Source organism: Flavobacterium hankyongi (assembly GCF_036840915.1).
GTDB lineage: Bacteria > Bacteroidota > Bacteroidia > Flavobacteriales > Flavobacteriaceae > Flavobacterium > Flavobacterium hankyongi.
This window is the reverse complement of the sequence record NZ_CP085725.1, coordinates 1,158,032-1,182,762: the sequence shown is the minus strand read 5'-3', so window position 1 is coordinate 1,182,762 and position 24,731 is coordinate 1,158,032. Positions and strand designations below refer to the sequence as shown.

General features: G+C 33.5%; 24 protein-coding genes and 1 tRNA gene. 13 read left to right on the top strand and 12 right to left on the bottom strand.

The genetic code is table 11. The features are described 5' to 3' along the window. The 11 genes from LJY17_RS05490 (at position 1) to LJY17_RS05440 (ending at position 12,395) form a co-directional block, all read left to right on the top strand. Positions 1-1,269 carry an efflux RND transporter periplasmic adaptor subunit gene (locus LJY17_RS05490; RefSeq protein WP_264542847.1) on the top strand — a complete coding sequence of 423 codons (1,269 nt, stop codon included), beginning with the start codon at positions 1-3 and terminating at the stop codon, positions 1,267-1,269. A gap of 29 nt (positions 1,270-1,298) precedes the next feature. Then, positions 1,299-1,658 (top strand): heavy-metal-associated domain-containing protein, encoded by a 360-nt coding sequence (locus tag LJY17_RS05485; protein WP_264542846.1) that lies wholly within the window; start codon positions 1,299-1,301, stop codon positions 1,656-1,658. A gap of 258 nt (positions 1,659-1,916) precedes the next feature. Further along, positions 1,917-2,315, top strand: a complete 399-nt coding sequence (locus tag LJY17_RS05480) for an STAS/SEC14 domain-containing protein (RefSeq protein ID WP_264542845.1) — start codon at positions 1,917-1,919, stop codon at positions 2,313-2,315. 51 nt (positions 2,316-2,366) lie between these two features. Then, positions 2,367-3,764 (top strand): dihydrolipoyl dehydrogenase, encoded by a 1,398-nt coding sequence (gene lpdA / locus LJY17_RS05475; protein ID WP_264542844.1) that lies wholly within the window; start codon positions 2,367-2,369, stop codon positions 3,762-3,764. Between the two features lie 30 nt (positions 3,765-3,794). Next, entirely contained in the window at positions 3,795-4,262 is a 468-nt protein-coding gene (locus tag LJY17_RS05470) for an MgtC/SapB family protein (RefSeq protein ID WP_264542843.1), read from the top strand. A 17-nt stretch (positions 4,263-4,279) separates the two neighbouring features. Further along, positions 4,280-5,179: a cation diffusion facilitator family transporter gene (locus LJY17_RS05465; RefSeq protein ID WP_264542842.1), complete on the top strand. Its 900-nt coding sequence runs from the start codon at positions 4,280-4,282 to the stop codon at positions 5,177-5,179. Positions 5,180-5,380: 201 nt separating this feature from the next. After that, entirely contained in the window at positions 5,381-6,274 is an 894-nt protein-coding gene (locus LJY17_RS05460) for a bestrophin family protein (RefSeq protein ID WP_264542841.1), read from the top strand. A 279-nt stretch (positions 6,275-6,553) separates the two neighbouring features. After that, complete coding sequence (locus LJY17_RS05455) at positions 6,554-8,245, top strand: LTA synthase family protein (protein ID WP_264542840.1); 1,692 nt, start codon at positions 6,554-6,556, stop codon at positions 8,243-8,245. Positions 8,246-8,309: 64 nt separating this feature from the next. Beyond that, entirely contained in the window at positions 8,310-10,349 is a 2,040-nt protein-coding gene (locus tag LJY17_RS05450; protein ID WP_264542839.1) for a heavy metal translocating P-type ATPase, read from the top strand. 1,411 nt (positions 10,350-11,760) lie between these two features. Continuing rightward, positions 11,761-12,183, top strand: coding sequence for a DUF6943 family protein (locus tag LJY17_RS05445; RefSeq protein WP_264542838.1), 423 nt, complete (start codon positions 11,761-11,763; stop codon positions 12,181-12,183). A gap of 32 nt (positions 12,184-12,215) precedes the next feature. Beyond that, positions 12,216-12,395, top strand: coding sequence for a hypothetical protein (locus LJY17_RS05440; RefSeq protein ID WP_264542837.1), 180 nt, complete (start codon positions 12,216-12,218; stop codon positions 12,393-12,395). A gap of 235 nt (positions 12,396-12,630) precedes the next feature. Here LJY17_RS05440 and LJY17_RS05435 read toward each other — a convergent pair whose 3' ends face one another. The 5 genes from LJY17_RS05435 to LJY17_RS05415 all read right to left on the bottom strand — a co-directional run bounded on the left by LJY17_RS05435 (position 12,631) and on the right by LJY17_RS05415 (position 17,105). After that, complete coding sequence (locus LJY17_RS05435; RefSeq protein WP_264542836.1) at positions 12,631-12,909, bottom strand: hypothetical protein; 279 nt, start codon at positions 12,907-12,909, stop codon at positions 12,631-12,633. Between the two features lie 28 nt (positions 12,910-12,937). Then, positions 12,938-13,693: a hypothetical protein gene (locus LJY17_RS05430; protein WP_264542835.1), complete on the bottom strand. Its 756-nt coding sequence runs from the start codon at positions 13,691-13,693 to the stop codon at positions 12,938-12,940. 530 nt (positions 13,694-14,223) lie between these two features. After that, positions 14,224-15,462, bottom strand: coding sequence for a site-specific integrase (locus LJY17_RS05425; protein ID WP_264542833.1), 1,239 nt, complete (start codon positions 15,460-15,462; stop codon positions 14,224-14,226). A 273-nt stretch (positions 15,463-15,735) separates the two neighbouring features. Further along, positions 15,736-15,816, bottom strand: a tRNA-Tyr gene (locus LJY17_RS05420). A gap of 170 nt (positions 15,817-15,986) precedes the next feature. Continuing rightward, the gene (locus LJY17_RS05415; protein ID WP_264542832.1) at positions 15,987-17,105 is read right to left on the bottom strand and encodes a TlpA disulfide reductase family protein; all 1,119 of its coding nucleotides are present in this window, start codon (positions 17,103-17,105) and stop codon (positions 15,987-15,989) included. Positions 17,106-17,212: 107 nt separating this feature from the next. Between LJY17_RS05415 and LJY17_RS05410 the strand changes: the two genes are divergently transcribed. Both LJY17_RS05410 and LJY17_RS05405 read left to right on the top strand, forming a co-directional pair. After that, a complete protein-coding gene (locus LJY17_RS05410; RefSeq protein WP_264542831.1) occupies positions 17,213-17,752 on the top strand; it encodes a hypothetical protein in 540 nt (179 codons plus the stop codon). Further along, positions 17,749-17,889 carry a hypothetical protein gene (locus LJY17_RS05405; protein WP_264542830.1) on the top strand — a complete coding sequence of 47 codons (141 nt, stop codon included), beginning with the start codon at positions 17,749-17,751 and terminating at the stop codon, positions 17,887-17,889. The genes LJY17_RS05410 and LJY17_RS05405 overlap by 4 nt, the downstream gene beginning before the upstream one ends. Here LJY17_RS05405 and LJY17_RS05400 read toward each other — a convergent pair. The 7 genes from LJY17_RS05400 to trxA form a co-directional block, all read right to left on the bottom strand. Further along, a complete protein-coding gene (locus LJY17_RS05400; protein WP_264542829.1) occupies positions 17,886-18,071 on the bottom strand; it encodes a YgaP family membrane protein in 186 nt (61 codons plus the stop codon). The two genes, LJY17_RS05405 and LJY17_RS05400, sit on opposite strands and share 4 nt — an antisense overlap. Before the next feature lie 15 nt (positions 18,072-18,086). Continuing rightward, positions 18,087-21,278 (bottom strand): efflux RND transporter permease subunit, encoded by a 3,192-nt coding sequence (locus LJY17_RS05395; RefSeq protein WP_264542828.1) that lies wholly within the window; start codon positions 21,276-21,278, stop codon positions 18,087-18,089. 68 nt (positions 21,279-21,346) lie between these two features. Then, a complete protein-coding gene (locus tag LJY17_RS05390) occupies positions 21,347-22,432 on the bottom strand; it encodes an efflux RND transporter periplasmic adaptor subunit (RefSeq protein ID WP_264542827.1) in 1,086 nt (361 codons plus the stop codon). 45 nt (positions 22,433-22,477) lie between these two features. Continuing rightward, positions 22,478-23,785 (bottom strand): TolC family protein, encoded by a 1,308-nt coding sequence (locus LJY17_RS05385; protein WP_264542826.1) that lies wholly within the window; start codon positions 23,783-23,785, stop codon positions 22,478-22,480. Between the two features lie 140 nt (positions 23,786-23,925). Continuing rightward, the gene (locus tag LJY17_RS05380) at positions 23,926-24,117 is read right to left on the bottom strand and encodes a hypothetical protein (RefSeq protein WP_264542825.1); all 192 of its coding nucleotides are present in this window, start codon (positions 24,115-24,117) and stop codon (positions 23,926-23,928) included. A gap of 17 nt (positions 24,118-24,134) precedes the next feature. Then, positions 24,135-24,320, bottom strand: a complete 186-nt coding sequence (locus LJY17_RS05375; RefSeq protein WP_264542824.1) for a DUF6132 family protein — start codon at positions 24,318-24,320, stop codon at positions 24,135-24,137. Positions 24,321-24,324: 4 nt separating this feature from the next. Beyond that, a complete protein-coding gene (gene trxA, locus LJY17_RS05370) occupies positions 24,325-24,627 on the bottom strand; it encodes a thioredoxin (protein ID WP_264542823.1) in 303 nt (100 codons plus the stop codon). Positions 24,628-24,731 lie beyond the last annotated feature (104 nt).

Here is a 24,731-nt window from a genome sequence, read left to right as displayed (position 1 = left end):
ATGAAAAATATATTTTTAAAATCTCATTATAATTTTGGTTCTATTTTCAACCTCTTTATTCTATTTTCTATTCTTTTTACTCTAAATTCTTGTGGAGACAAGAAAGCAGAAGAAACCCACGAAGAAGAAAAATCGGAAACCGAAGTTGCATTGACCGAAGCACAATTTAAAACTATTGGTATAGTAACAGGAAGTATAGAAATGAAAAACCTAAACACGGTTATAAAAGCCAATGGTTATACAGCTGTTCCACCGCAAAACATGGCAAATGTATCTACTTTAATTGGTGGTGTTGTCAAAGATATTTATGTATTGGAAGGTACTTATGTCGCTAAAGGGAAAACGCTGGCAACTATTCAAAACCTTGAAGTTACGGAAATGCAGGAAGAATACAATTCGGCGGTTGCTAACATTGAATACTTACAGTTGGAGTTTAACCGTCAAAAAACATTGAGTGATGAAAATGTAAATCCACGCAAAGTTTTTCAAGAAATAAAATCGAAGTTAGCAGTTGAAAAAGCTAGAGCACAAGCCGCAAAAAACAAGTTGCAGGCATTGAATGTCAGTTTAAGTGGAAATAGTTCGTTAATCCCTATTGTTTCCCCCATAAGTGGTTATGTAGGTAAAATTAGCATAACTAAAGGAGCATTTGCAGAAACGGGAGTAACACTTTTTGAAGTGGTCGATAACAGCCAAATGCACTTGGATTTGAATGTTTTTGAAAAAGATTTGGGTAAAATTTCAGTAGGTCAGGAAGTAGATTTTGTATTAACCAATCAATCGAATAAATCCATTAAAGGAAAAATATTTGGCATCAATAAATCATTTTCAAACGAAAGTAAAACGGTGGCGGTTCATGCTAAAATCAATCCAAGCGATGCCAAAAATTTAATTTCGGGAATGTATGTTGCAGCTAATATTAACATCACAAATCAAACAGTTCAGGCACTTCCTAAAGATGCTATTGTTAGAAATGGAGACAAATATTATATTTATATACAGGAAGAACACCACGAAGAAGTACCAAAAGTTAAAGCAGAAGAGCATAAACATGAAGAAGGCGAAGCACATTCAGAGCATGCGGAAGGCGAAGAAGAAGAACACAAAGAAATTCACTTTAAAGCCATTGAAGTAGTACCTGGAACAACCGATTTGGGTTATACGGAAGTAAAGTTAGTTGAAGAAATTCCAAATAATGCAAAAATTGTTATCAAAGGTGCTTTCTATTTATTAGCCACCTCAAAAGGCGGAGGAGAACACGAACATTAATATCAAAACGATAATTAAATACTATAAAAATGAAAAACTCAATTTTAAAATCAATGATGTTTTTAGTGGCAATATTCTTCATTTCAAATGTAGCAGTAGCCCAACAAAAAACTAATCAGAAGGCAGTAATCAAAACCAATATCACTTGCGACCATTGCAAAGAATGTGAAACCTGTGGCTTAAAATTCAAAGACCATATGTTGAAAATTACTGGTGTAAAAATGTATGAATTGGATGAAAAAAAAATGACGATTACAGTCTATTACAATGCCAAGAAAACAGATTTGACTACTATTAAAAAGGCAATCAGCAAATTGGGTTATGATGCGGATGATGTAAAAGCCGACCCTAAGGCGTATGATAATCTTGATGGATGTTGCAAAGTTTAATGCAATATAGTCACAGACAAATTACATAAGTAAAATGATTTTATATATTCTGAACACCTGTAATTCCATTTTAATAGGTGGAATTACAGGTTTGTTTAAAATCTTACAGATAATTTAAGTCTTATGACAATAGTGAGTCTAATTTAAAAAAAATTAACTGGAGATAAATACTTTTTCAAAAAAAATCTTTTACATTTTGTAAATTCATTAGTGATAATTGCTATTGACTTTTGTTTTAAATTTTAAAATATCAAAAATATGTTACAACTTTTAGATTTTACTGGAGGGAATATTATAGCTACAAGAGCAAATGACTTATTAGGTATTAAAGATTATGAAAAAATTCATCCGTTTATTCATAATATTATGAGTACAGGTAAAAAGGTGCGATGGTATTTTGAAATGGATGATAGTTCTAGTTCAAATTCGATTGGTTTTTGGGAAGATGGTGAAATTGAAATTAATTATGGTAATATTAAATTCACTCATTCTAACGATATAGAATTAATTGCTATTGTAGGTGATAAAAAATGGAAAAAGTGTATGATTTCAATAATGAAACCATTCACAATGGCAAATCTTAGATATTTTGAATTATCAGAAAAAGAAAAAGCTAAAGAATGGATTATAAATGAAGTTAATGCAGACGAACTATGACTAAATAAAAAATAGTTTTCAAATAAAATAATTTTTATTAAAAATACAACTATGCAATACAATTTAGCAATTATAGGTTCAGGACCTGGCGGATATGTTGCCGCAATAAGAGCCGCACAATTAGGGCAAACTGTTGCCATAATCGAAAAATATAGCACACTTGGCGGTACTTGCCTTAATGTCGGTTGTATTCCTTCAAAATCTTTATTAGATAGTTCGGAGCATTTTTTTAATGCCAAACACACTTTTGCCGAACACGGTATAAAAACTGGAACGCTCGAAGTAGATATTTTCCAAATGATAACTCGAAAAAATGTAGTTATCAAAAAAATAAATGATGGTATCAATTATTTGATGAAAAAAAATAAAATTACGGTTTATAATGGTTTAGGTTCGTTTGTTGATAAAAATACCATTAAAATAACCAAAACAGATGCCACTGAAGAAAACATAACAGCTGAAAATATTATTATTGCAACAGGTTCTAAACCAACTGTTTTACCATTTATTCCAGTAGATAAAAAACGAATTATTACTTCTACTGAAGCATTGAGCTTATCCGAAATTCCAAAAAACCTTATCATCATTGGAGCAGGTGTAATTGGAGCAGAATTAGGTTCTGTCTATGCAAGAATTGGTTCTAAAATTACCTTTGTAGAGTTTGCTGATAGTATGATTTCTACGATGGACAAAACAATGGGAAAAGAATTGCAAAGAACAATGAAAAAAGATTTTGCCCCTAATTTCTATTTCAATCATAAAGTTACAAAAGTAGAAAATTTAGGTAATGAAGTAATAGTAATAGCAGAAAGTAGCGGACAAACTGTTGAGTTAAAAGGCGATTATTGTTTGGTTTGCATAGGTAGGAAACCATATACTGATGGATTAAATGCCGAAGGACTTGGTATTGAATTTGATAAAGGAAAAATTGTAATAAATGAAGCGACTATGCAAACCAATATCCCAAATATTTATGCTATAGGTGATGTAGTTCGTGGTGCAATGTTAGCACACAAAGCATCAGAAGAAGGTGTATTGGTTGCCGAAATTATCGCTGGACAAAAGCCATATATCAATTACGATCTTGTTCCAAATGTAGTTTATACTTGGCCAGAAGTAGCATCTGTAGGACTGACCGAAGAACAACTCAAAGAAAAAGGAATTGCATACAAAGTGGGAAGTTTCCCTTTTGTTGCCTTGGGCAGAGCTGTTGCAAGTGGTGATACTGACGGTTTGATAAAAGTATTATCAAATAGTATGACCGATGAAATTTTAGGGGTGCATATGATTGGAGCAAGAGCAGCTGATTTAATTGCCGAAGCGGTGTCTGCAATGGAATTTAGAGCATCTTGCGAAGACATTATTCGTACAAGTCATGCACATCCTACTTATACAGAAGCTTTTAGAGAAGCATGTATGGCAACAAATAATACAGCTATTCACATTTAAAAATTAAAACGAATAAAAAATATAGAAATTATGGATATTAATGCCGAATTAATTATCATCTCCAAACTGATTATTTCTTTTTTATTAGGGGGGTTTATTGGTTTAGATAGAGAGAAACATGGTCGTGATGCCGGAATAAGAACGTATTCTGCGGTTTGTATTGGAGCAACCTTATTTACTGCTATTACAGCTCATTTGGTAAATAATCCAGCAGATACTTCAAGAGTAATAGCAAATATTATAACAGGTGTTGGTTTTCTTGGTGCAGGAATTATTTATCGCAATTCAAGTACAGGATCATCAAGCGGATTAACAACAGCTGCAACAGTATGGTGTACTTCAGCCGTTGGGGTTGCTGTAGGATTGAATATGTTTATTATAGCAATAATAGGTGCGATTGCATTGTACTTTTTACTTTCATTACACCATCTAAAATGGTATGTAAAATGGAAAGAAAAAATGATTAGAAAACATGGAGAAGAAAATAAGAATGACTAAATATTTAAAACAAAAAAATGTCAACACTAAATATAACATCAGCGGGCAATAAATACAACAAATCTATAAAGATTGTATTTGTCATAACACTAACCTACTTTGTTATTGAAGTAATTGTAGGATTTATAACCAATAGCTTAGCATTACTTTCTGATGCTGCACATATGTTAACAGATGTTGCAGGTCAAGGACTAGCACTTTTTGCAATTTGGATGGCTTCAAAACCTCGAAACAGTAAAAAGTCTTATGGTTATTTAAGAACCGAAATATTTTCTGCTTTGATAAATGCTATTGTACTTATATTTATTTCAGGCTATATATTGTATGAAGCATGGCAAAGATTTGAAAACCCACCAGCAGTAGCTGGAGTTCCCATGCTTATAGTTGCTTCAATTGGTTTAATAATCAATTTAATTTCTATGAAAATTTTGAGTGCTGGTTCAAAGGAAAGCATCAATATTAAAGGAGCTTTTTTAGAGGTTGTAAGTGATATGTTAAGTTCTATTGCGGTCATTATTGCGGGGATTATTATTTTGGCAACAGGATGGCTATTAATCGATCCAATTATAAGCGCATTAATTGGCTTATTTATTTTACCAAGAACATTTAGTTTATTGAAAGAATCAGTTGATATTCTTTTAGAAGGTGTTCCAAAAGATGTAGATTTTTATGCAATTGAAAAATACATTTCACAAAAATCGGGTGTTGATTCAATTCACGATTTGCATATTTGGTCTCTAACCTCTGGCGTAAATGCGTTAAGTGTTCATATTATTATGAAATCACAAAATACAATCGCAGAGATGAATGACACTATTTTTGAGATAAAAAAAGAATTAAATACAAGTTATAAAATAAATCATACTACCGTAGAAGTTCATTTAAATAAAGCAGATTATAAACCAAATAATATCTAATTTAAACTATTAAATTTTTCACAATAGTGACTTAATATTACTTACGTAAATGGTGTAGATGATAAAAAAACGGACTCAATTGGTGCAATAAAGAGATATTTAATCTGCATACAACAATGAAAGAAGCTGGTAACACTAAATAATAAATCTTTAATAATTATATTTTCTTCAAATACAATTGGAAACAAAATAATGAACGACATGCTGATAAAAAATAATTATAAAGCTACAATTTTTTTTCTCAAAGGACTCAAATGGCAAATTACATTGATAATTTCATATGCAATTATAGCAAGCCTTTTTGATCATAGCTCTATTGGAGTTTCAATAAATATTCCAATTACAATTTCAACAGTTATAGCCACAATGATATCATTATTATTAGCATTCCGAATTGCTCAATCTTATGATAGATGGTGGGAAGCCAGAAAAGTATGGGGCGAAATCGTTAATGATTCCAGAACACTGATTAGACAAATAATGCTCTTTCTACCTAATAGCCAGGAGCGAAAATCAGAAATTAAAAATTATGCAGATAGACAAATAATCTGGTGTTTTTCACTTTCAGAATTGTTGAGAAAACAAAAAGCATCTAAAAAAGTAGAGCAATATTTGACTTCGAATAATTTTCAAGCCGACAATATTCCACTGCTTTTACTGCAAAAACATTCTGAAAACTTGCATTTACTCACAGAAAAATATTCATTAAATGTAAATCAGCAAGTGCAAATAGATGCCACAATAGCAAGATTGACTGATGCTATGGGTAAGTGCGAACGAATAAAAAATACAGTTTTCCCAAAAAATTACAGCCATTTAATTCATTGTTTAATTTATGTTTTTACAACCCTATTGCCATTTGGTCTAAGTGATATAGATATTATTACAGAAATTTTGTTAACCGCATTAATCCCTTTAATGTTTATAGGATTTGAAAAAACTGCTATAATAATGCAAGACCCGTTTGAAAATGTACCTACCGATATACCTATGACTACACTTAGTAATACCATAGAAAATAATATCAATCAAATGATAGGAGAAGTGAACCATCAAAAGGAAAATGAACGATATGGTAAATATTATAAAAACTAAAATTTTATGAAGAAAAAAGTCAAAAACAGGTATGCACTGCTTTTCGCATTCTTGCTATTATATATAATCATCGCGTTTTTGGTAAGATGCGCATTTGCGGTACTTTCTGCCGAAAATTTATCCGAAAATTTGCCCCAACTTTTTATTGTTTTTTTTAAAGGTTTTTTGTTCGATTTTTGCGTCGCATTATTTTTCGTGATTTTCTATTCGTTTTATTTATTAGTGTTCCCATCAAAATGGATTGGAAGTAAAGCAGATGTAATCTTAAATTATTTTTTTATGTCTATCATGCTTTTTATAGAATTATTTTCTTTTGCTGCTGAATTTCCTTTTTGGGACGAATTCAAAACAAAATTTAATTTTATTGCAGTAGATTACCTCATTTACACATACGAAGTAGTGGAAAACATAAATCAATCGTATCCTATTCCAATGTTAATCTTTGGTTTAGCTGTATGTATTTTTCTTATTCTTTATTTTTTTAGAAAAAAAGGAATTTTCAAATATGCATTTTCTGATCAAATGAGATTTGGAGAAAGATTTATTTACACTGCAATAATTGTCATTTCCAGTTTGGGAATGTTAAAGTTGTTACAAAACAAACAAGCCGAATTTAGTTCCAATACTTATGTAAACGAGCTAACTAAAAACGGTGTTTTTTCGTTTTTTTCAGCTTTAATAGCCAATGAATTAGACTACCAACAATTTTACAGCACATTGCCAGAAAAAGAAGTGTACACTCTTTTAAAAAAAGAGCTTTTGCAAGAAAATGAAAATTTCACCAACACAAAATTCGATAATATTACAAGAAAAAGGGAAGGAAAAAGCACCGAAAATCCCAATATTATTTTGATTTCTATTGAAAGTTTTAGTGCCGAATTTTTACAAAAATTCGGGAATAAGCAAAACCTTACTACTAGCTATGAAAATTTAGCAAGTGATGGTATTTTCTTCACAAATATGTTTGCAACCGGAACTAGAACAGTTCGTGGAATGGAAGCGCTCATGCTTTGTGTTCCGCCAACTCCGGGTAATAGTATTGTAAGAAGACCAAATAATGACCAGCTTTTTTCTATTGCAACAATTTTGAAAAAGAAAAATTATGATTTGAAATTCATATACGGAGGCGATGGTTATTTTGATAATATGAACGCTTTTTTTGGTGGTCAAGGTTTTACCATTGTTGATAGAAACCGAGGGAATCCTCTACCAGAAAATATTAAAACCGAAAGAATTAATATTGAAGATAAGGATGTTACGTTTGAAAATGCGTGGGGAATTTGCGATGAAGATATTTATAATCAATCACTGAAAATGGCTGACTTAAAGACTAAAAGCAACCAGCCGTTTTTTCAGTTTATTATGACTACTTCAAATCATAAACCATTCACTTTTCCTGAGAATAAAATTTCGATGAAGGAAGGAAGTCGAGAATCTGCTATAAAATACACCGATTATGCATTGGGAGAATTTATAAAAAATGCAAAAACTAAATCTTGGTTTAGCAATACCGTTTTCGTTATTGTAGCCGATCATTGTGCAAGTAGTGCAGGTAAATGGGAAATTAATACCGAAAAACACCACATTCCGGCCGTAATTTTCAATTTCAAATCTACAAAAATGGAAGTGGGAAAATTAGCTTCACAAATAGATTTGATGCCTACTTTATTTTCCTTATTCGATTGGAATTTTGAAAACGCCACCTTCGGAAAAAATATTTTTATAATGAAACCAGAAGAAGAGCGCGCTTTAATCGGAAATTACAGAACTTTAGGATTGCTTAAAAACAACATTTTTACGCAAATTGACGACCATAAAAACACACGACAATTCCTGTATAATCATGAAAATAAAACCATTTCTAATGAATTAAAACTCAAAAATGAAGTACTAAAAAAAGTAACTATATCTTATTATCAAGCTGCAAGCGAACGCTTTAAAAATGGGAAGATGAAAGAAAGAAGCAACTAATATTTAATAATCAACATCTTCACTATTTTTAAGCAGAAGGACTTGTCAATTTTAAAATAAAACAATGAAAAATTCAAACCACAACCATAAATACGATGCAAACGGCAAACAGCTTTGTTGCACTTTAGAAGAAAAAATCCATCATAAAACAGATAATGAAACTGGTTGTTGCACAGCAGCACACAATGACCATGAACATTCTAACGATGACGGACACAATCACGAGCATTCAAACGAGGAAAAATCTACTTTTCAAATGTTCTTGCCTGCAATATTAAGTTTTGTTTTATTATTGGTTGCCATAGGTTTTGATAATTATTTTACACCGTCTTGGTTCACAGTTTGGGTACGAATTGGATGGTATATTGTGGCATATATTCCTGTGGGTTTGCCTGTAGTAAAAGAAGCTGTAGAGAGTATGCGCAAAGGCGAAATCTTTTCAGAGTTTTTATTGATGAGTATAGCTACTATTGGAGCATTTGTCATTGGCGAATTTCCCGAGGGCGTAGCGGTAATGCTCTTTTATGCCATTGGCGAAATATTCCAAACAATGGCAGTTAAAAGAGCTAAAGCCAATATCAAATCCTTACTTGACCAACGCCCTGATGAAGTAACCGTGTTAGAAAATAATGTTGCTAAAACCATCAAAGCTGAAACAGCCAAAATTGGAGATATTATACAATTAAAACCAGGAGAAAAATTAGGTTTGGATGGCGAATTACTTTCGGAAATAGCATCATTCAATACAGCAGCACTCACAGGAGAAAGTAAACCCGATACCAAAAGTAAAGGCGAAACTGTTTTAGCCGGAATGATTAATTTGAATACCGTTTCTCAGATAAAAGTAACTACAGCTTATACCGATAGTAAGTTGAGTAAAATCTTAGAATTGGTTCAGAATGCTACTGCTCAAAAAGCACCAACCGAATTATTTATCAGAAAGTTTGCCAAAATTTACACCCCGATTGTAGTGTTTTTAGCCATAGCCATTTGTGTTTTACCTATGCTGTTTGTGGCTAATTATGTGTTTAGCGATTGGTTGTACAGAGCGTTGGTTTTCTTGGTAATTTCTTGCCCATGCGCCTTGGTTATCAGTATTCCGTTGGGTTATTTCGGCGGAATCGGAGCAGCAAGTAAAAACGGTATTCTGTTCAAAGGAAGTAACTTTCTTGATGTAATGGCTTCTGTCCAAAATGTCGTAATGGATAAAACCGGTACAATGACCGAAGGTGTTTTTAAAGTACAGGAAGTAGTTATCAAACCCGAATTTAACAAAGAGGATATATTAAAAATGGTCAATGCATTGGAAGGACAAAGTACCCATCCCGTTGCAACAGCTATTCATCAATACGTTGGAACTATCGATGCTTCAATTGAATTGCAAAATGTGGAAGAAATATCAGGATACGGATTGAAAGCCATTGTTAAAGGAAAAGAATTATTGGTTGGTAATTTCAAACTGATGGACAAGTTTTCTATTGCTTATGATATTGATCCTTCAAGTATCGTTTATACTTTAATTGCGATTGCGTACGATTCTAAATTCGTTGGTTACATCACCATTGCCGACAGTATAAAAGAAGACGCACAAATCACAATTGACAAACTAAAAGCGTTGGGAGTAAAAACAACAATGTTAAGTGGTGATAAAAACACAGTTGTTCAATTTGTTGCTTCAAAACTTGGTATTTCAAATGCCTTTGGCGAATTACTTCCCGAAGACAAGGTAAACAAGGTAAAAGAAATCAAAGCTAAAAACGAAACCGTTGCTTTTGTGGGTGATGGGGTAAACGATGCGCCTGTGGTGGCGTTGAGTAATGTTGGTATTGCAATGGGAGGTTTAGGCAGCGATGCCACCATAGAAACCGCCGATGTGGTTATTCAGGATGACAAACCAAGCAAGATTCCAATGGCAATTGCTATTGGGAAGCAAACCAAGAAAATAGTTTGGCAAAATATTGGTTTGGCATTCACAGTAAAGGCAGTTGTTCTTATTCTTGGAGCAGGAGGATTAGCTACAATGTGGGAAGCCGTATTTGCAGATGTAGGTGTTGCTTTATTGGCTATTCTTAATGCTGTACGGATTCAGAGGACGAAATTTTAGTGTTAGTTATAATTCAAAAGAAAATGATGTTTGCTGTAATAAGTAAGCATCTTTTTTTTATAAAGTCATTACCTTATTCAGCTGCACAAAAACCGTCTTTAGTCCAAGTATTCCTAAAGCCTGTTCTTTGTTTGCTTCATTTCGTTAATTTCTTCAGAGAAATGGTACTTTCTTTATTGATTGTGTAAAGTAGTTCAATAGAATTATTTACCATCCCTTAAAAAAATTACTGTCACAGTTTTTGATGCAAAAACACGTATGCTTCGCAACTTGCGCCAGTAATTTTTTTCCCCAAGCTGTGTTACATAATGCAGTCTTATAGTTCATGTCAGACCTAGTTATTGTTTTTTTGGAAAGCCAAGAACTATAAGATGTCATTATGTAAAACAGCCGCGCAGGGTAGTGGCTCCAGGGCAACATTTTTGGCAGCTTCCATCGCACCACCCAGCTACCAAAAACACCGCCCTTCGCCACCACCATTAAGAACGTCCTGTTTTTCATAAGAAACCATTCGGTTTTCTGTACTTTAAAGAAAGTATGTCTTCCCTGTTTTTACATTCGTTGCGTTTACATCGGTAGTACTTGCATTGTCTTTGTAAGTGCTGTAGCATTTCCATAACACAACTCACTTGTAAACTGTGACTGTGACTGTCCACTCAAGTAAGCAGCACCCACAAAGCCAAAATTTGCCCGCAAGAGTATTGTTTTTTCATTTGTCAGTAGCATTGTCTTAATTGCTTCCCCGCCGTCTTAATGCCAAAACAATTCATAACACCAATTAACTATTCACTTCCCATAGTTCACTATTCACCAGTCAAGGCATCAAGCCGGCACAAAAGCAATCACAAGTAAGGTGGTTCACAAATAAAAAAACAATACCCTTACTTCCGCTACTGCCACCGCACTACGTAGTGTTTTCATTGTTTTTTGAAGATGCTTTCCGTTTTCATAGCATCAACTCTCACTTAACAGTACTAACTGCTTTCTTAACCCTGTGCAGGCATCCCCAAAAAACAAATCCAAGAAAGAGTTTGAAATTTTAGTTCATTTTGAAACGCACTATGCTTTTACTGACAAGTTTCTTTTATTCAAACTGCCCAAAAATTTCAAACCCTTTCAAGACGATTAGCTCTCAATTCATGAAGAACAGGATTTCAGAAGAAACAATTCGGATATCAAAACAAAAAAGAGAAAAAAAGAAGGCAAAGATTAGTTCCGGTCTTCAAAAAAGCAAGTTCAAGCCCTACGGGTTTCTGTAAAAATCTCCACCCATTCGGGTAGTATTTTTCCAGAAAAACTTGCTTTTCTGAACCCCTCCACAGTGTTGTATGGCTTTCTTTTTTACTCTTTTTTCTTTTGAAAAAATTGTTGTGAAAGGAAGGAAACGAGCATTAAACTAAAATCCGAAGCCATGACAAATTACATCGTTAAAACCCACAGAAAGGACACTATTTACGGTAAACCACATTTATTTGTCCTAAACAAAGGACTTAACAGCGGTAAACCGCAAAAAGAGCCATTTACAAACAGTTTCGTACTTATTTTTCAAAACGAAGAAGATTGCGAAAATATTTACTGGGTAACTTTCAGTTTATGGAAGTCAAAATTTTGGCATCAGTTTTTAATAGGTTCGGTTATACCTTTTATACGATTGCAGGAATTTAAAAAAGAGTTGTTTCCAAGAGTAACAGAAATGTATGATGACTACGAGCAACACAAAAAAAACATTCAGGCATTACGCCTTTTGGAATCAAAAGAAAAGCAATTTCAAGAGAATATCAATCTTATTAACGATTTGCGTAGAACTATCCTGTACAGGTATTGCAAGAGATAAAGTAAAAGCCATTAACATAACAAGAACATCCTATGACACTATTTATTTTGTACCAAACAGATGCTTGGAAAACCAAATCATCGAGAATTTATTTTGGAATATTCGACAGCAGAAACAAAGCTGTCGATATTGCAAAATATAACGGATTGTATACTTCAGATGCTGAGGTAGTAATTGAAGAAGTAACTTTAAATCAATTTCAGGAAGGATAACATAAAAAAAGCCTAATCGTCACAAGATTAGGCTTTCTAATTATCCGGAAAAGGTTACCAATCAAAACCGGACTATTTATTTTTGGATTTTGTCAGCCTCTTTAAGAGTAGAGAGACTGTAAAACTTACGATTGCTCCGACAATTGCCAAAACAATCGTTTTTAAAACATCTTCGGAACTGATATTAGGCACAATACTTAAAACTGTTCCGGCTGCCGTTCCCACATGGATTGTATTATTTGATTCCATCACGAGGTAAGTATTTATTTTCTTCCTCCAGGCGTTTCACAATTTCATGCTCGCGCTTTGCATCATCATCAACCGTAACCTGGCTTACAGCAGATAAAACAGTTCCAGCGACTGCGGCATAACCGGCAACAGTTACAATAACTGCGGGTAGTGCCACAGGAGCAGCAGCAATACTACCACCAACCGCCAATAATGCTAAACCTACTGTTCTCAAAACTCTGAAAAACTTTGGTGTTGGAGCCTTAGCTCTTTCAACTACATTCATAAATTCTCTATTTTAAGATTAGACACTATTACAATCCGCTTACAGAAACCAAAGCCAATGGGTTAAAAGCTCCATTTTTCAAAGGATACATCTGGCCATTTACCTGCTGATAGAACTCAATTCCTAGTGCTAAAAACAAAGGATGCGTACTATTCGCAGTTATCACATTCGTTTGACTGATAACGGCAGTTGCGGTAGTATCCCAAGGCAAAATAGCCGTTTCGGAATGAGCTTCAATAAAAGTTTCTGCTTCAAAATCAATTTCAGTACCCGCAGAAATAATTTTAAAGTGTGTTGTTCCGGTTGGAGCAGCAATCATATTAGACGGAATGAATGAAGCCAAATCAACTTTAATAGTACCCGTTACCCGATCAATAGTTGCTACAAATGGAGCAAACAAACTTGTTCCCAATTTACCTCTAATGTTAAACTCAAAACCCGTTAACAATTCTGCTTCACCATCAATAACATTTCGCAAACCACGCTCGCTGGTTGTGTCAGCCTGAATAACTTTAACCATTCGCTGTGTCAATCGGCTTACCATTCTACCATCGGCAGAATTTAAAAGCAAACCTCTTAACGATGTTCTCAAAACCTTACCGGCTTTTCCGGCTCTTCCAAACTCAGAACCGTTTTCCCTTGTTCTCTGAAAGGCTGGATCACTCGCAATTCTGCTTGCATCGATTCCGCCTTTTTCACGAGCCAAATGCCCGTCTTGTGTTTTATAAAAAGTAATATCCCCGATAGTACCTTTTAGTTTAATTATGCCTTTCTGTCTAGCCATAATATTTCAAATAGATTAGATTAATAATTCGTTTTCAAATTCATAAATCTTCATCTTGTTGCAACAATTCCTGAAGGATTCGAAAGCAAATATTATAATTAATTTAATGCTTTAAATAATCATATTAAACCAAATGACATCAAATGATATAAATGTCCACATGAAACATAAGTGACCATCAAAAACGACTCTAATAATTATCTATTTTAGCGTTTCAAGACAATAAATCAAGTATAGTAAAGCCATATCAAAAGCATAGATAAAGTATGAAATCAGAGCCAAAAAGAGTATGCATCTACCCAAAGGACATACAACGTATTACTGGAAAAAGTTACCGCCAAAGCACAAGACTTCTTCAAAAGATAAAGGAGGGCTTAAATAAGTCCAAAGACAATTTTGTGAGTATAGAAGAATTCTGCCAATATACAGGCTTAAAATATGAAGATATTGAACCGCATATTTTAGGTTAAAGAATAATTAAAAAGGATATTCTAGGCGATAAACTTGCAATAAATCGCCTAGAATAATAATTATGCTTGTTTCGTTTGAAGATTTTGTATTGATAGTTTTTGCTTTAGTATAGCCATGTCATCACTTACTCGCTTATCTACAATCTTTGCATAGTGTTGGGTTGTTCTTAGACTTTTATGTCCTAGCATTTTACTTACGCTCTCAATGGGAACGCCATTAGTGAGCGTTACAGACGTTGCAAAGGAGTGTCTGGCCATATGGAAGGTTATTTCTTTTTGAATACCGCATACGTCTCCAATTTCTTTTAGATAGCTATTCATCTTCTGATTGCTTAATACTGGTAGAATTCTATCCTCATTAATGCATTTCGGATGGTCTGAATACTTCTGTATTAATTCTTCGGCAATAGGGAGTAGAGGGATTTTAGATCTGGTATCCGTTTTCTGTCTGTTTTTGAATATCCATTTATTACCATCGATACCAATTCCTAAATGGTCTTTTCGTAATTGTTGCACATCAATGTAGGCCAAACCTGTAAAGCAGCAAAAAATGAATATATCCTTGACTAATTCCAGACGCGCATTGATAAATTTTTTAGTGTAGATTTTTTGTATTTCTTCTTCAGTTAGGAATTCTTTATCGACCTCAATAACCTTTCCCTCGTATTTGCTGAATGGATTCTTTTCTAGCCAATCATTGTTTAAACAAATCTTTATAATTTTTCTGAAATTACGGACATACTTTACTGATGTATTATTACTGCAATTTTTCACGCTTCTTAGATAGAATTCAAGTTCGGTAATAAAGCAATGGTCTACCTTGTCAATTCGGATATCAGTAACATTGTATTTCCATTGCAGAAAGTTTTGGATATGATTTAAAGTAACCTCAAAACGCTGCAATGTTCCTGGAGCATATTTTTTTCCTATAAGCTCTTTCATTTTATTATTATGATCTTGGAAAACCGGTATCAACATTCTGTGATTCTTATTTTTTTCAAGCAATATCGATTGGAAATTTTCAATGGATAATTCCTCTTCTTTATGTAGTAATTCCATTTCTGCACTCAGAACCTTAGATCTCATCATATCAAGGTAACTATTAATTGATCGGGCTTCTTCTGTATTGCCTTTCATTTTAGCTAGCTCAGAGGACCATTTGGTTTTTTCTATGAATTTTTTAGAACTAAATTCAAGTCGTTGGCCATTTACAGTCAGTCGAACATAAATTGGTAATTTGCCGTTAGCATTCACTTTTGTGCTTTTAGCATAAAAATGCAGAGTGATTTTTGTTTTCATAACGGTAACCTTTTAATTATTATTCAATTTAAATTTCTGAGTAATAACAAACAAGATGTACATCATTTGAACCGAATAGTGAACAGGCTGATAGTACAGTGTTTGCAAGGCTTAAGTGAATTTAGCGAGACCCTAAATTTGAGTTTTTTTCAGGGTCTCGATTTTATCCCTTAAGATTTAAGATTGAATGAATATTTTGAAAGTACCAAAAACGAAAAAACCCAGTAAATCATAAGATTTACTGGGTTTTGATTCCATTTGTTTTTTTGTTTGTGGGGAGAGCAGGATTCGAACCTGCGAAGGTTTCCCAACGGATTTACAGTCCGTCCTCGTTGGCCGCTTGAGTATCTCCCCAACTATTTCTAATAGATCGCTCTCAAAGCGGTTGCAAATATAGAATTGTTTTTTTGGTTTGCAAACAAAAAATACACTTTATTTTTGACTTTTTTGTAAGTATTTGTATATAAGCAAAATAAAAAAGCCTCAATATTTGTTGAGGCTTTTAAAAGTATGTTTTAGAAGGATTATTTAGCTAATAACTCAGTAATTTTTGCTCTTAATTCAGCTCCACTAAGGTTTTTTGCAACGATAATTCCATTTTTGTCTAAAATAAAAGTTGCTGGTATACTTTGTATGTTGTATTGTTTTGCAATAGGTTCATCCCAAAATTTAAGGTTTGAGACATGGTTCCATATAAGTTTATCCTTTGCAATTGCTTCTTTCCATTTTGCAGATTCACCTTCTCTGTCTAAAGAAACACCAATAATATTTAATCCTTTAGAATGAAATTCATTGTATAATGCAACAACATTAGGGTTTTCTTTTCTGCAAGGAGTACACCAAGAAGCCCAAAAATCAACAATTGTTACTTTTCCTAATGATTGTTTTAATGAAATAGATTTTCCATCTGGAGTTGGACCAGAAAAATCTGGAGCTTTTTGACCAACTTCTACAGTTTTTAATTTATCCAGTTTTTCTTTAATTTTTTTACCAGGAGAAGTCATTTTCACCTCATCTGCTAATGAATCATAATACTTCTTTACTTTTTCTACTTGAGGGTCTTGTTGATTTAACATTCCTTCAATTAATACTACAGAAAGAAAAGATTTTGGGTTCTTTTGAATGTATTCTTCATTTTTAACAGTAAACTCCTTAGTTAAATTGATATATTCTTTTTGAAGTCTTTTAATGGTTACAGTATCCTTTTTTTGCTGAGCTGCTTGCATGGTAGCCATATTTTTTCCTTGAAAGTCATTCAACTTTTTTTGAATTTTATCCATCTCAGCGTTATACTTCATTAACTCCTCGTTATTGTAAGTACCTGATATTTTAGCTTTCCCTAAACTGTCTTTGTTTATTATTGCATCAATATTACCATTTTCAACAACTATTGCAAAACCTCCATTAATATTTTCAAAACGTATACCATGTATTGCTGGCTCTTTTGTTTCTCCTTCAAATGTGAATTTTCCTTTTTCAATTTTTACTGTATCAACAGGAGTAATTCCTGTAATCAAGTCTCTTTTTTCTAGAAAAACTTTTGTTCCATCTGCTAATCCTTTTATTTCCCCAGAAATTTTGTAACCATTACTATTACAAGAAAATAAAATTCCTGTAAGAGCTAATAAAGCTAATTTTTTCATTTGTAGTTTTTAAAAAATTTGAAGCAAAAATAGAGTATTTATCTAAAATTTTAGAACTCTTTGTTTCTAAAATGTGTTATTTTGTTGTTAATATCCAATTTGTCTCAATGAAAAATAGTTTTAGACCTAATCCAAATTCACTTAAAAATACGTTTTGTGTTTTTGATGAAGTTGACTCAAGTTGTATTGATGGATTAATTACTGATTTTCAGAGTGAATCGGGGAGTAAATATTTTTACACCGAAAAAGGAATGTATAGACTCTCTAATCATTGGGGAAGATTAGCAAATAGTAAATGGCGCTTAATTGATAAAGGAATTTCGACTACAAAATTAAAAGTTGGATTTGCAACTTGGGATAGTTTTTATTCAGATAATGATTATGAACAGTTGTATTATCTAGATTGGAATAAATCGGTTAATGAAATTTTATATCAACATAAACAAAATCCTGATTATGACAATAGAGCTGTTTTAAGAACCTCCAAAGAAACCCAAAAAAGATTAAAAAATGCTAGAAATATTTTAGAATTGAGTAATTGGGCTAAATATTTTGATGAGGATATTGAGCAATTACGGGAAAAGATAATTGATGATTTAATTTATACCGAAATGCCACTTGAAGAAATTAAAAGAAAATTTTTATGAGTAGAAAGAACCAGAAAAATATTAAAAAACACAACGATAAACTACATAAAGCCGAAGCAAAGGTTAAAAAGCAAAAAGTTGAGCGAAAGGCCCAACTTAAAGCAATTTTAAAGAAGTTTAATGAAGATAAAGGTTAGTCTTCTACTCCCATTTTTGTTAAAATAGTTTCTAGCAGACACCATTTTGTTATAGACGATTGTAATAAATTTGCCCCAACAAAAGCGGTAAACCAATACCAGTTTGAGTCTATATAATGTGCTAATACTAAGCTTATCAGTATGAATGAGCCAGCAAATGCCCTAATAATCCTGTTTTTCATAATCTTGAATTTTTATTAATTAGATTCCCATTTTTTCTTTTCAGTGATATAATAAATCAACGGTACAACAATCAATGTTAATATAGTTGAAACAATTGCACCAGCTACTAATGATATTGCCAACCCTTGGAAAATTGGATCGAATAAGATGATAGACGCTCCTATAACGACTGCACCAGTTGTTAATAAGATAGGTGTTGTTCTTACCGCTCCGGCTTCAATAATTGCCTGTTTCAATGGAATACCGTCATTCAGCCTTATTTCGATGAAGTCAATCAGCAGCACTGAATTTCGTACCATAACCCCTGCCAATGCAATCATACCAATGAACGATGTGGCAGTAAAATAAGCGCCCAGCATCCAGTGTCCTAATACAATTCCAACTAATGACAATGGAATGGCTACCATCATGACTATCGGGGTTTTAAAGTTTTGGAACCAGCCTACAATCAGCATATAAATGATGATGATTACAATCATAAATGCGGCTCCTAAATCACGGAATACTTCAAGTGTTATCTGCCATTCACCATCCCATTTTACTGTAAAATTGTTTTCGCTTTCAGGTTGGCCCATATACATTTCGTTGACAGCATATCCTTTTGGCAGTTGCATTTTCTGCAGTTTCTCTTCCATTCCCAGAATAGCATATACAGGGCTTTCCAGTGCTCCTGCCATATCACCAGTTATATAAACCACCCGTTTTTGATCTTTTCTGTAAATTGTTTTCTGTAGCGTGTCTTTTTTGACTTCAACTAGATCGTTTACCGGTACAACATTGCCATTGTTTCCTTTGATTTTCAGATTTTTCAAATCATCTAAAGACGTTTTGTCTTTGTCATCCAAGGCTAAAACTATTCCCACAGGATTATTGGAACGCTCATCATATAAATTTGTTACAGGCATTTCTCTTAGCAAATATGTTAGATTTCCCACAATTTGCTGCGGAGCGATACCATTCAGCATTGCTTTTTCTTTGTCTACTTCTAACTTATATTCGGTTTGTGCGTCTTCCACATACCAATCTACATCAACGATATCCTGTGTGTTATTCAAAATATCCTTTACCTGATGCGCCACTTTGATTTGTTCTTTGTAGTCTGGTCCGTATACTTCAGCAACTAAAGTTGATAAAACCGGTGGTCCTGGTGGTACTTCGATTACTTTTACGTTAGCACCATATTTTTTGGCAATTTTCTGAATTTCCGGACGTACAATTTTAGCCAAATCATGACTTTGTAAGTCTCTTTCTCCTTTGTCTAAAAGATTAACCTGAATGTCTGCCATGTTGCTTCCTCCGCGCATATCGTAATGACGAACCAAACCGTTGAAAGTAATAGGAGCGGAAGTTCCTATATAGTTTTGGTAATTTACAACTTCGGGAATAGTGGAAATATACTGAGCAATTTCTTTTGTAACCACTGCCGTTCTTTCCAGTGTAGTCCCTTCCGGCATGTCGATTACAATTTGAAATTCATTTTTGTTATCAAACGGAAGCATTTTTACAGCAACCGATTTGGTGAAAAACATCGCAATTGAACCTAACAATAAGAAAATGGTAATGGCAAACATTAAATTCCGTTTCGCCGAACTTTCCAGCATAGGTTGTTCCATTTTTTGGTAGATTTTATAAATCCAGCTGGTTTCCAACCCTTGTTCTGCTTTATGCTCCTGTTCGTCTTTCTCATGCAATAAATGATAGCCCAAATATGGTGTTACGGTTAAAGCAACAAACAATGACAACAACATGGCGATTGAAGCACCAATAGGCATCGGACTCATGTAAGGTCCCATCATTCCTGATACGAATGCCATTGGTAAAATAGCTGCAATTACTGTAAAAGTGGCTAAAATGGTTGGATTTCCTACTTCGTTAATCGCATAAATTGCCGCATCTTTAAAAGGTAATTTCTTCATTTTGAAATGCCTGTGCATATTTTCGGCAATAATAATACTGTCATCTACCACAATACCCACTACAAATACCAAGGCAAATAATGTAATACGGTTTAACGTATATCCTAGCATATAGTAACTGAACAATGTCAGTGCAAAGGTTAGTGGAACCGAGAAGAATACGACTAATCCGCCTCTCCATCCCATAGCGAGCATAACTAAAACGGTTACCGCTAAAATAGCCACACCTAAGTGCATTAATAATTCACCTACTTTATGAGAAGCTGTTTCACCATAATTTCTTGTGATTTCAACATGAACATCCTCAGTAATTAAGTTTTGTTTCAATTCTTCTACATGAGAGATGATTTTTTCCGAAATCTTCATGGCATCAGCACCTTTTACTTTGGCTACAGAGATAGTAACCGCAGGATATTCTGATGGATTTTTACCAAATTTCTCATTTCCTTTTCCGTAACCAAAAGATACATAACTTCTTGGAGTAGAAGGGCCATCCTGAACAGTGGCTATTTGTTTTAAATATACGGGCATGTTTTGATTGACACCTACAACCAGATTTTCAACATCTTCAGAAGTCGCCAGAAACTGACCGGTTGTAACCAAAAATTCTTCATCTTTTTGTACAAAACTGCCTGACTGTGCACTACCATTATTGGCTTGAATCATTTGCATTATGTTCAATGCGTCTACATGGTTTTCAGCCATTTTGTCTTTATCCAAAACGACTTTAACTTCACGGTTTCTTCCGCCAATCTCTTTTGTAATGGCTACATCTTTAACTTTTTCTATTTCAGAGGTTACCTCTTCAGCAACCTGACGTATTTCAAAATCATCCATTTTTTCACTCCAAAGTGTAATTCCCAGCATAGGAACATCGTCAATGGAACGGGTTTTCACCATAGGTTGCATTACTCCTTGAGGAAACATATTTTGATGCTTCATCAATTCGTCGTATAATTTCACATACGAACGTTCGATGTCCTCACCCACATAAAATTGGACAATCATCATGGCTTGGCCATTCATGGCCATGCTATGTATGTGTTCGACACCTTTTATATTTGAAATAACTTTTTCAAGTGGTTTTATCACTCTGCTTTCCACTTCTGATGGACTTGCTCCCGGATATCCAACCATGACGTCGGCCATAGGAACATTTATTTGTGGTTCTTCTTCTCTTGGAATCAAGAACGAACTATATGAACCAACAATCATCAATGCCACCATCAATAGAATGGTCAACTTCGAATTGATGAAAAAATTGGCTATTTTACCTGATATACCTTTCATTTCTTTTAGTTTAAGAGTTTCAAATTTCAGGTTCTGCATGGAGAACTGTAATTGAAACCGATTGCTGTTTACTGAACATTAACTTTTGCTCCGTTAAATAATTTACCCTCAGCGGAAACGATATAGGCTTCATTTGCTGTTAATCCAGATAATACTTCTACCTGATCACCATAAACTTTTCCTAAACGAAGCCATCTTAGTATAGCTGTGTTTCCGTTTCCAACTGTATATACACCAGAGAGTTGTCCTTGTTTTACTAAAGCTGCACTTGGGATCAATAATCTTTCAGAAGATGAAGTGTTTGCCACGGCAGTTTTTTCAACTGGGAATTGTACATTGACAAACATGCCGGACAATATACTTTTGTCTGATTTGTCTAAATTTACTTTGACTAAATACTGACCTCCGGTGTTTTTTGCGGATAAACTTATTTCGGAAACCCGTCCGGAAACAACTTTATTTAAAGATTTAATATTGATTTTTACAGCCATTCCTTGTTTTACATTGGCAATATCGCTTTCTGATACCATGGCTGTTACTTGTAATTTTGATGCCCCTTCAACACTAACGAGCGGCATTCCTGGATTAGCCATGTCACCTTCTTTAATGAAAGTATTGGTAACCACACCACTAAAAGGAGCTGTAATATTTGAATATGAAAATTGAGCCTGAATTTCGTTACGCATTTGTTTTGCTGCTTCTAAACCGGCTTTTGCCATTTCATAGCGGGCAGTCATATCATCCAACTCTTTTTGAGAAGCACTTTGCTGTGCAAATAAATTCACAAAACGGCCATAGTCTTTTTTTGCATTGTTGTACGTTGCCTGTGCTTGAATAATCGAAGCATCCACCTGTGCTTTTTTAGCCTGTAAATCAGTATTGTTCACACTAACCAATAATTGTCCGGCATGAACATTTTGACCTACTTTTACATGAACTTTTGTAACATACCCCATCATTCTGGTGCTTAAATTAGCGCTGTTTTCTGCTTCAATTTTACCGCTTGCAGTAACAAATGAACTGTTGTTAATGTCTAGTTTTCCATTAATTTTTACAGGAATGGCTGGTAATTCAGCTGTTTTTTCTTTCTTGTCACCATCACATGAGGTTATAATCAATGATGATAGGATTGTAATTGCGATTATTTTTTTCATGTTTTTCGTCTTTATCTTTTATATTTCGTCTTTTGTACTTTTGTTTTATTTACTTAAAAATTCCAAATAGCTTTTTGTGAAATTATATTCAAAAATGGCCTGCAGATGCTCCAGTTCTTTTTGTGCCATCTGGGTTTCAGATAATAATAAATCGGTTGTTTTTTCCAATCCTTGTCTGAATCTGTTTTCGCGGATTCTGAAAGCTTCCTGAGATTGTTCATGTGCCAGTTTTGATAAGTTTATTTTATTTTCAGCATCTTTCAGCTGACGCGAAGTTTTATTCAATTCCAGCTGACTCTGTTTTTTATATTGTTCTGTTTCTACTTCGGCTTTTTGAAAATCGGCTTTTGCCTTTTCTGTTTTGCTGATTGTTTTCATACCGTCAAATACATTCCAGGACAATTGCGCACCTACTAAATAACCGCTGGCTTTTATTCCTATGATATTTTTATCATACATTTCATAACTGCCAAAGGCATTCAAGCGAGGCAGCATTCCCAACTTGGAAGATTTGAACATTTTTTCGTAGGCATTGACTGATTTCTGCATGGCTTGAATATCTTTTCGTTCTTCAGAAAGTTTTGTTTCAAAAGAAGATTGAGTAACCGAATTTTCCAACTCATCAGATGGTTTGAAAATTTTATTGTTGTTGTCTTCGTTCAGAAGAAAGGCTAAATAATCAGATGCATTCTGCACATTTGATTTTGCGTATTGCAGCTGATTCGAGATTTCGGTCACACGTACCTGTACATTCAGCAGGTCGGTTTTTTGAAGCATTCCGTTTTTAAAATAGTTTTCCACCAATTTTAAATTCGCTTTTGTAGTTTCTTCGGCTTTTTTCAAAACGTTAACCGCTTTGTAAGCCAGTTGTAACTGCATGTATGCTTTGTTTATTTCTAATTCCAAATATTCTTTAGTACGTTCAGTTTGTAATTGATACGCTTCCATTTTAGCTTTGGCCGCTTGACGACCATAAATTCCGTCAACATTAATCAACGGCTGTTGAATTTCTATTTTAGTGGCAAAATTCTGAGTTCGTTTTGGGTCGTTAAGCAAAGCAGGATTAAAATCAGAAGCCGTTAAAATTTCCTGATTCAATTTAGAGCCAAATGCCATTAATGGATTCGTGGTTACTATACCAGTATGTGATGCAGTAACATTAGGTAAAAAAAGTGATTTTGACTGATTATAATCGGCTTTAGCTGATTGATAATTTTTCTCAGCTATTTTAATCTGCAAATTGTTTTCTACAATTTTAGCTTGCAAATCAGATTTAGATAGTTGTATCGTGTCCTGCGACCAAGAATTTAAGCTTAAAATACTTGTAATCAATAATATATAATTATGTTTCATAGCATGTTTAATAAATTATGAAGCAAATTTATATTGATAAAAACTTTTAGTCAGTAACTATAGTCACATAGAAATATTTATAGAAGAGATAAAAAAAACACCTACAGAAGTAGGTGTTTTTTTTATTATTTAATTGTGAATTAAGCTTTTTTTACAGCACTTTTAGAAGCACAACACGCTTTTTTATCGGTACTACATGCTTTCTTTTCTTCTGTTGTACAAGCTTTTTCAGTTTTAGCTTTTTTAGCAGATGTTTCCTTCTTCACTTCTTGTGCAAAAGTACTTGTTGAAAATAATACTACTAATGCTAATGATGCTACAAGTTTTTTCATAGTTAAATTTTTTAAAATTATTTTTTAGTTTGAAATAAGTTACCAACTAAACCACCCATAATTGCACCATATAATGAACTATTAATTGGTTTAGAAGTAATCGCACAAGTGCCAGAAATACAACCTATATATTTGTAATACAAATACCCTGCTATAGTCCCAAAAATAATACCAATGATTGTTGAAAGATATTTCTTTAACATTAATTTATAGGCTTTTATCAGTAATGGTCTTAATGATGTCATCTTTTGATAAGACCCCAGATTGTCTCCATAATTGCTTACCATTTTTAAACAACATCATTGTAGGAACACCTCTTACTTGATATTTTGTTGCTAATTCTTGATTTTTATCTACATCAATTTTAATAATAGAAATTCTTTCTCCTAAATTATCTTTTACTTCTTTGAGAATTGGTGATAACATTTTACAAGGTCCACACCAATTAGCAAAAAAATCTACCAAGACAGGTTTGTCAGTATTAATTATGTTTTGAAATGAATCAGTCATACTACATTTATTTTTTTGGGATTGAACATCCGTTTGTAGAACATCCTAAATTGAACAAAGCTTGTATTAAAAAGAATCCTGCGAATATCAAAAAAATCCATTGA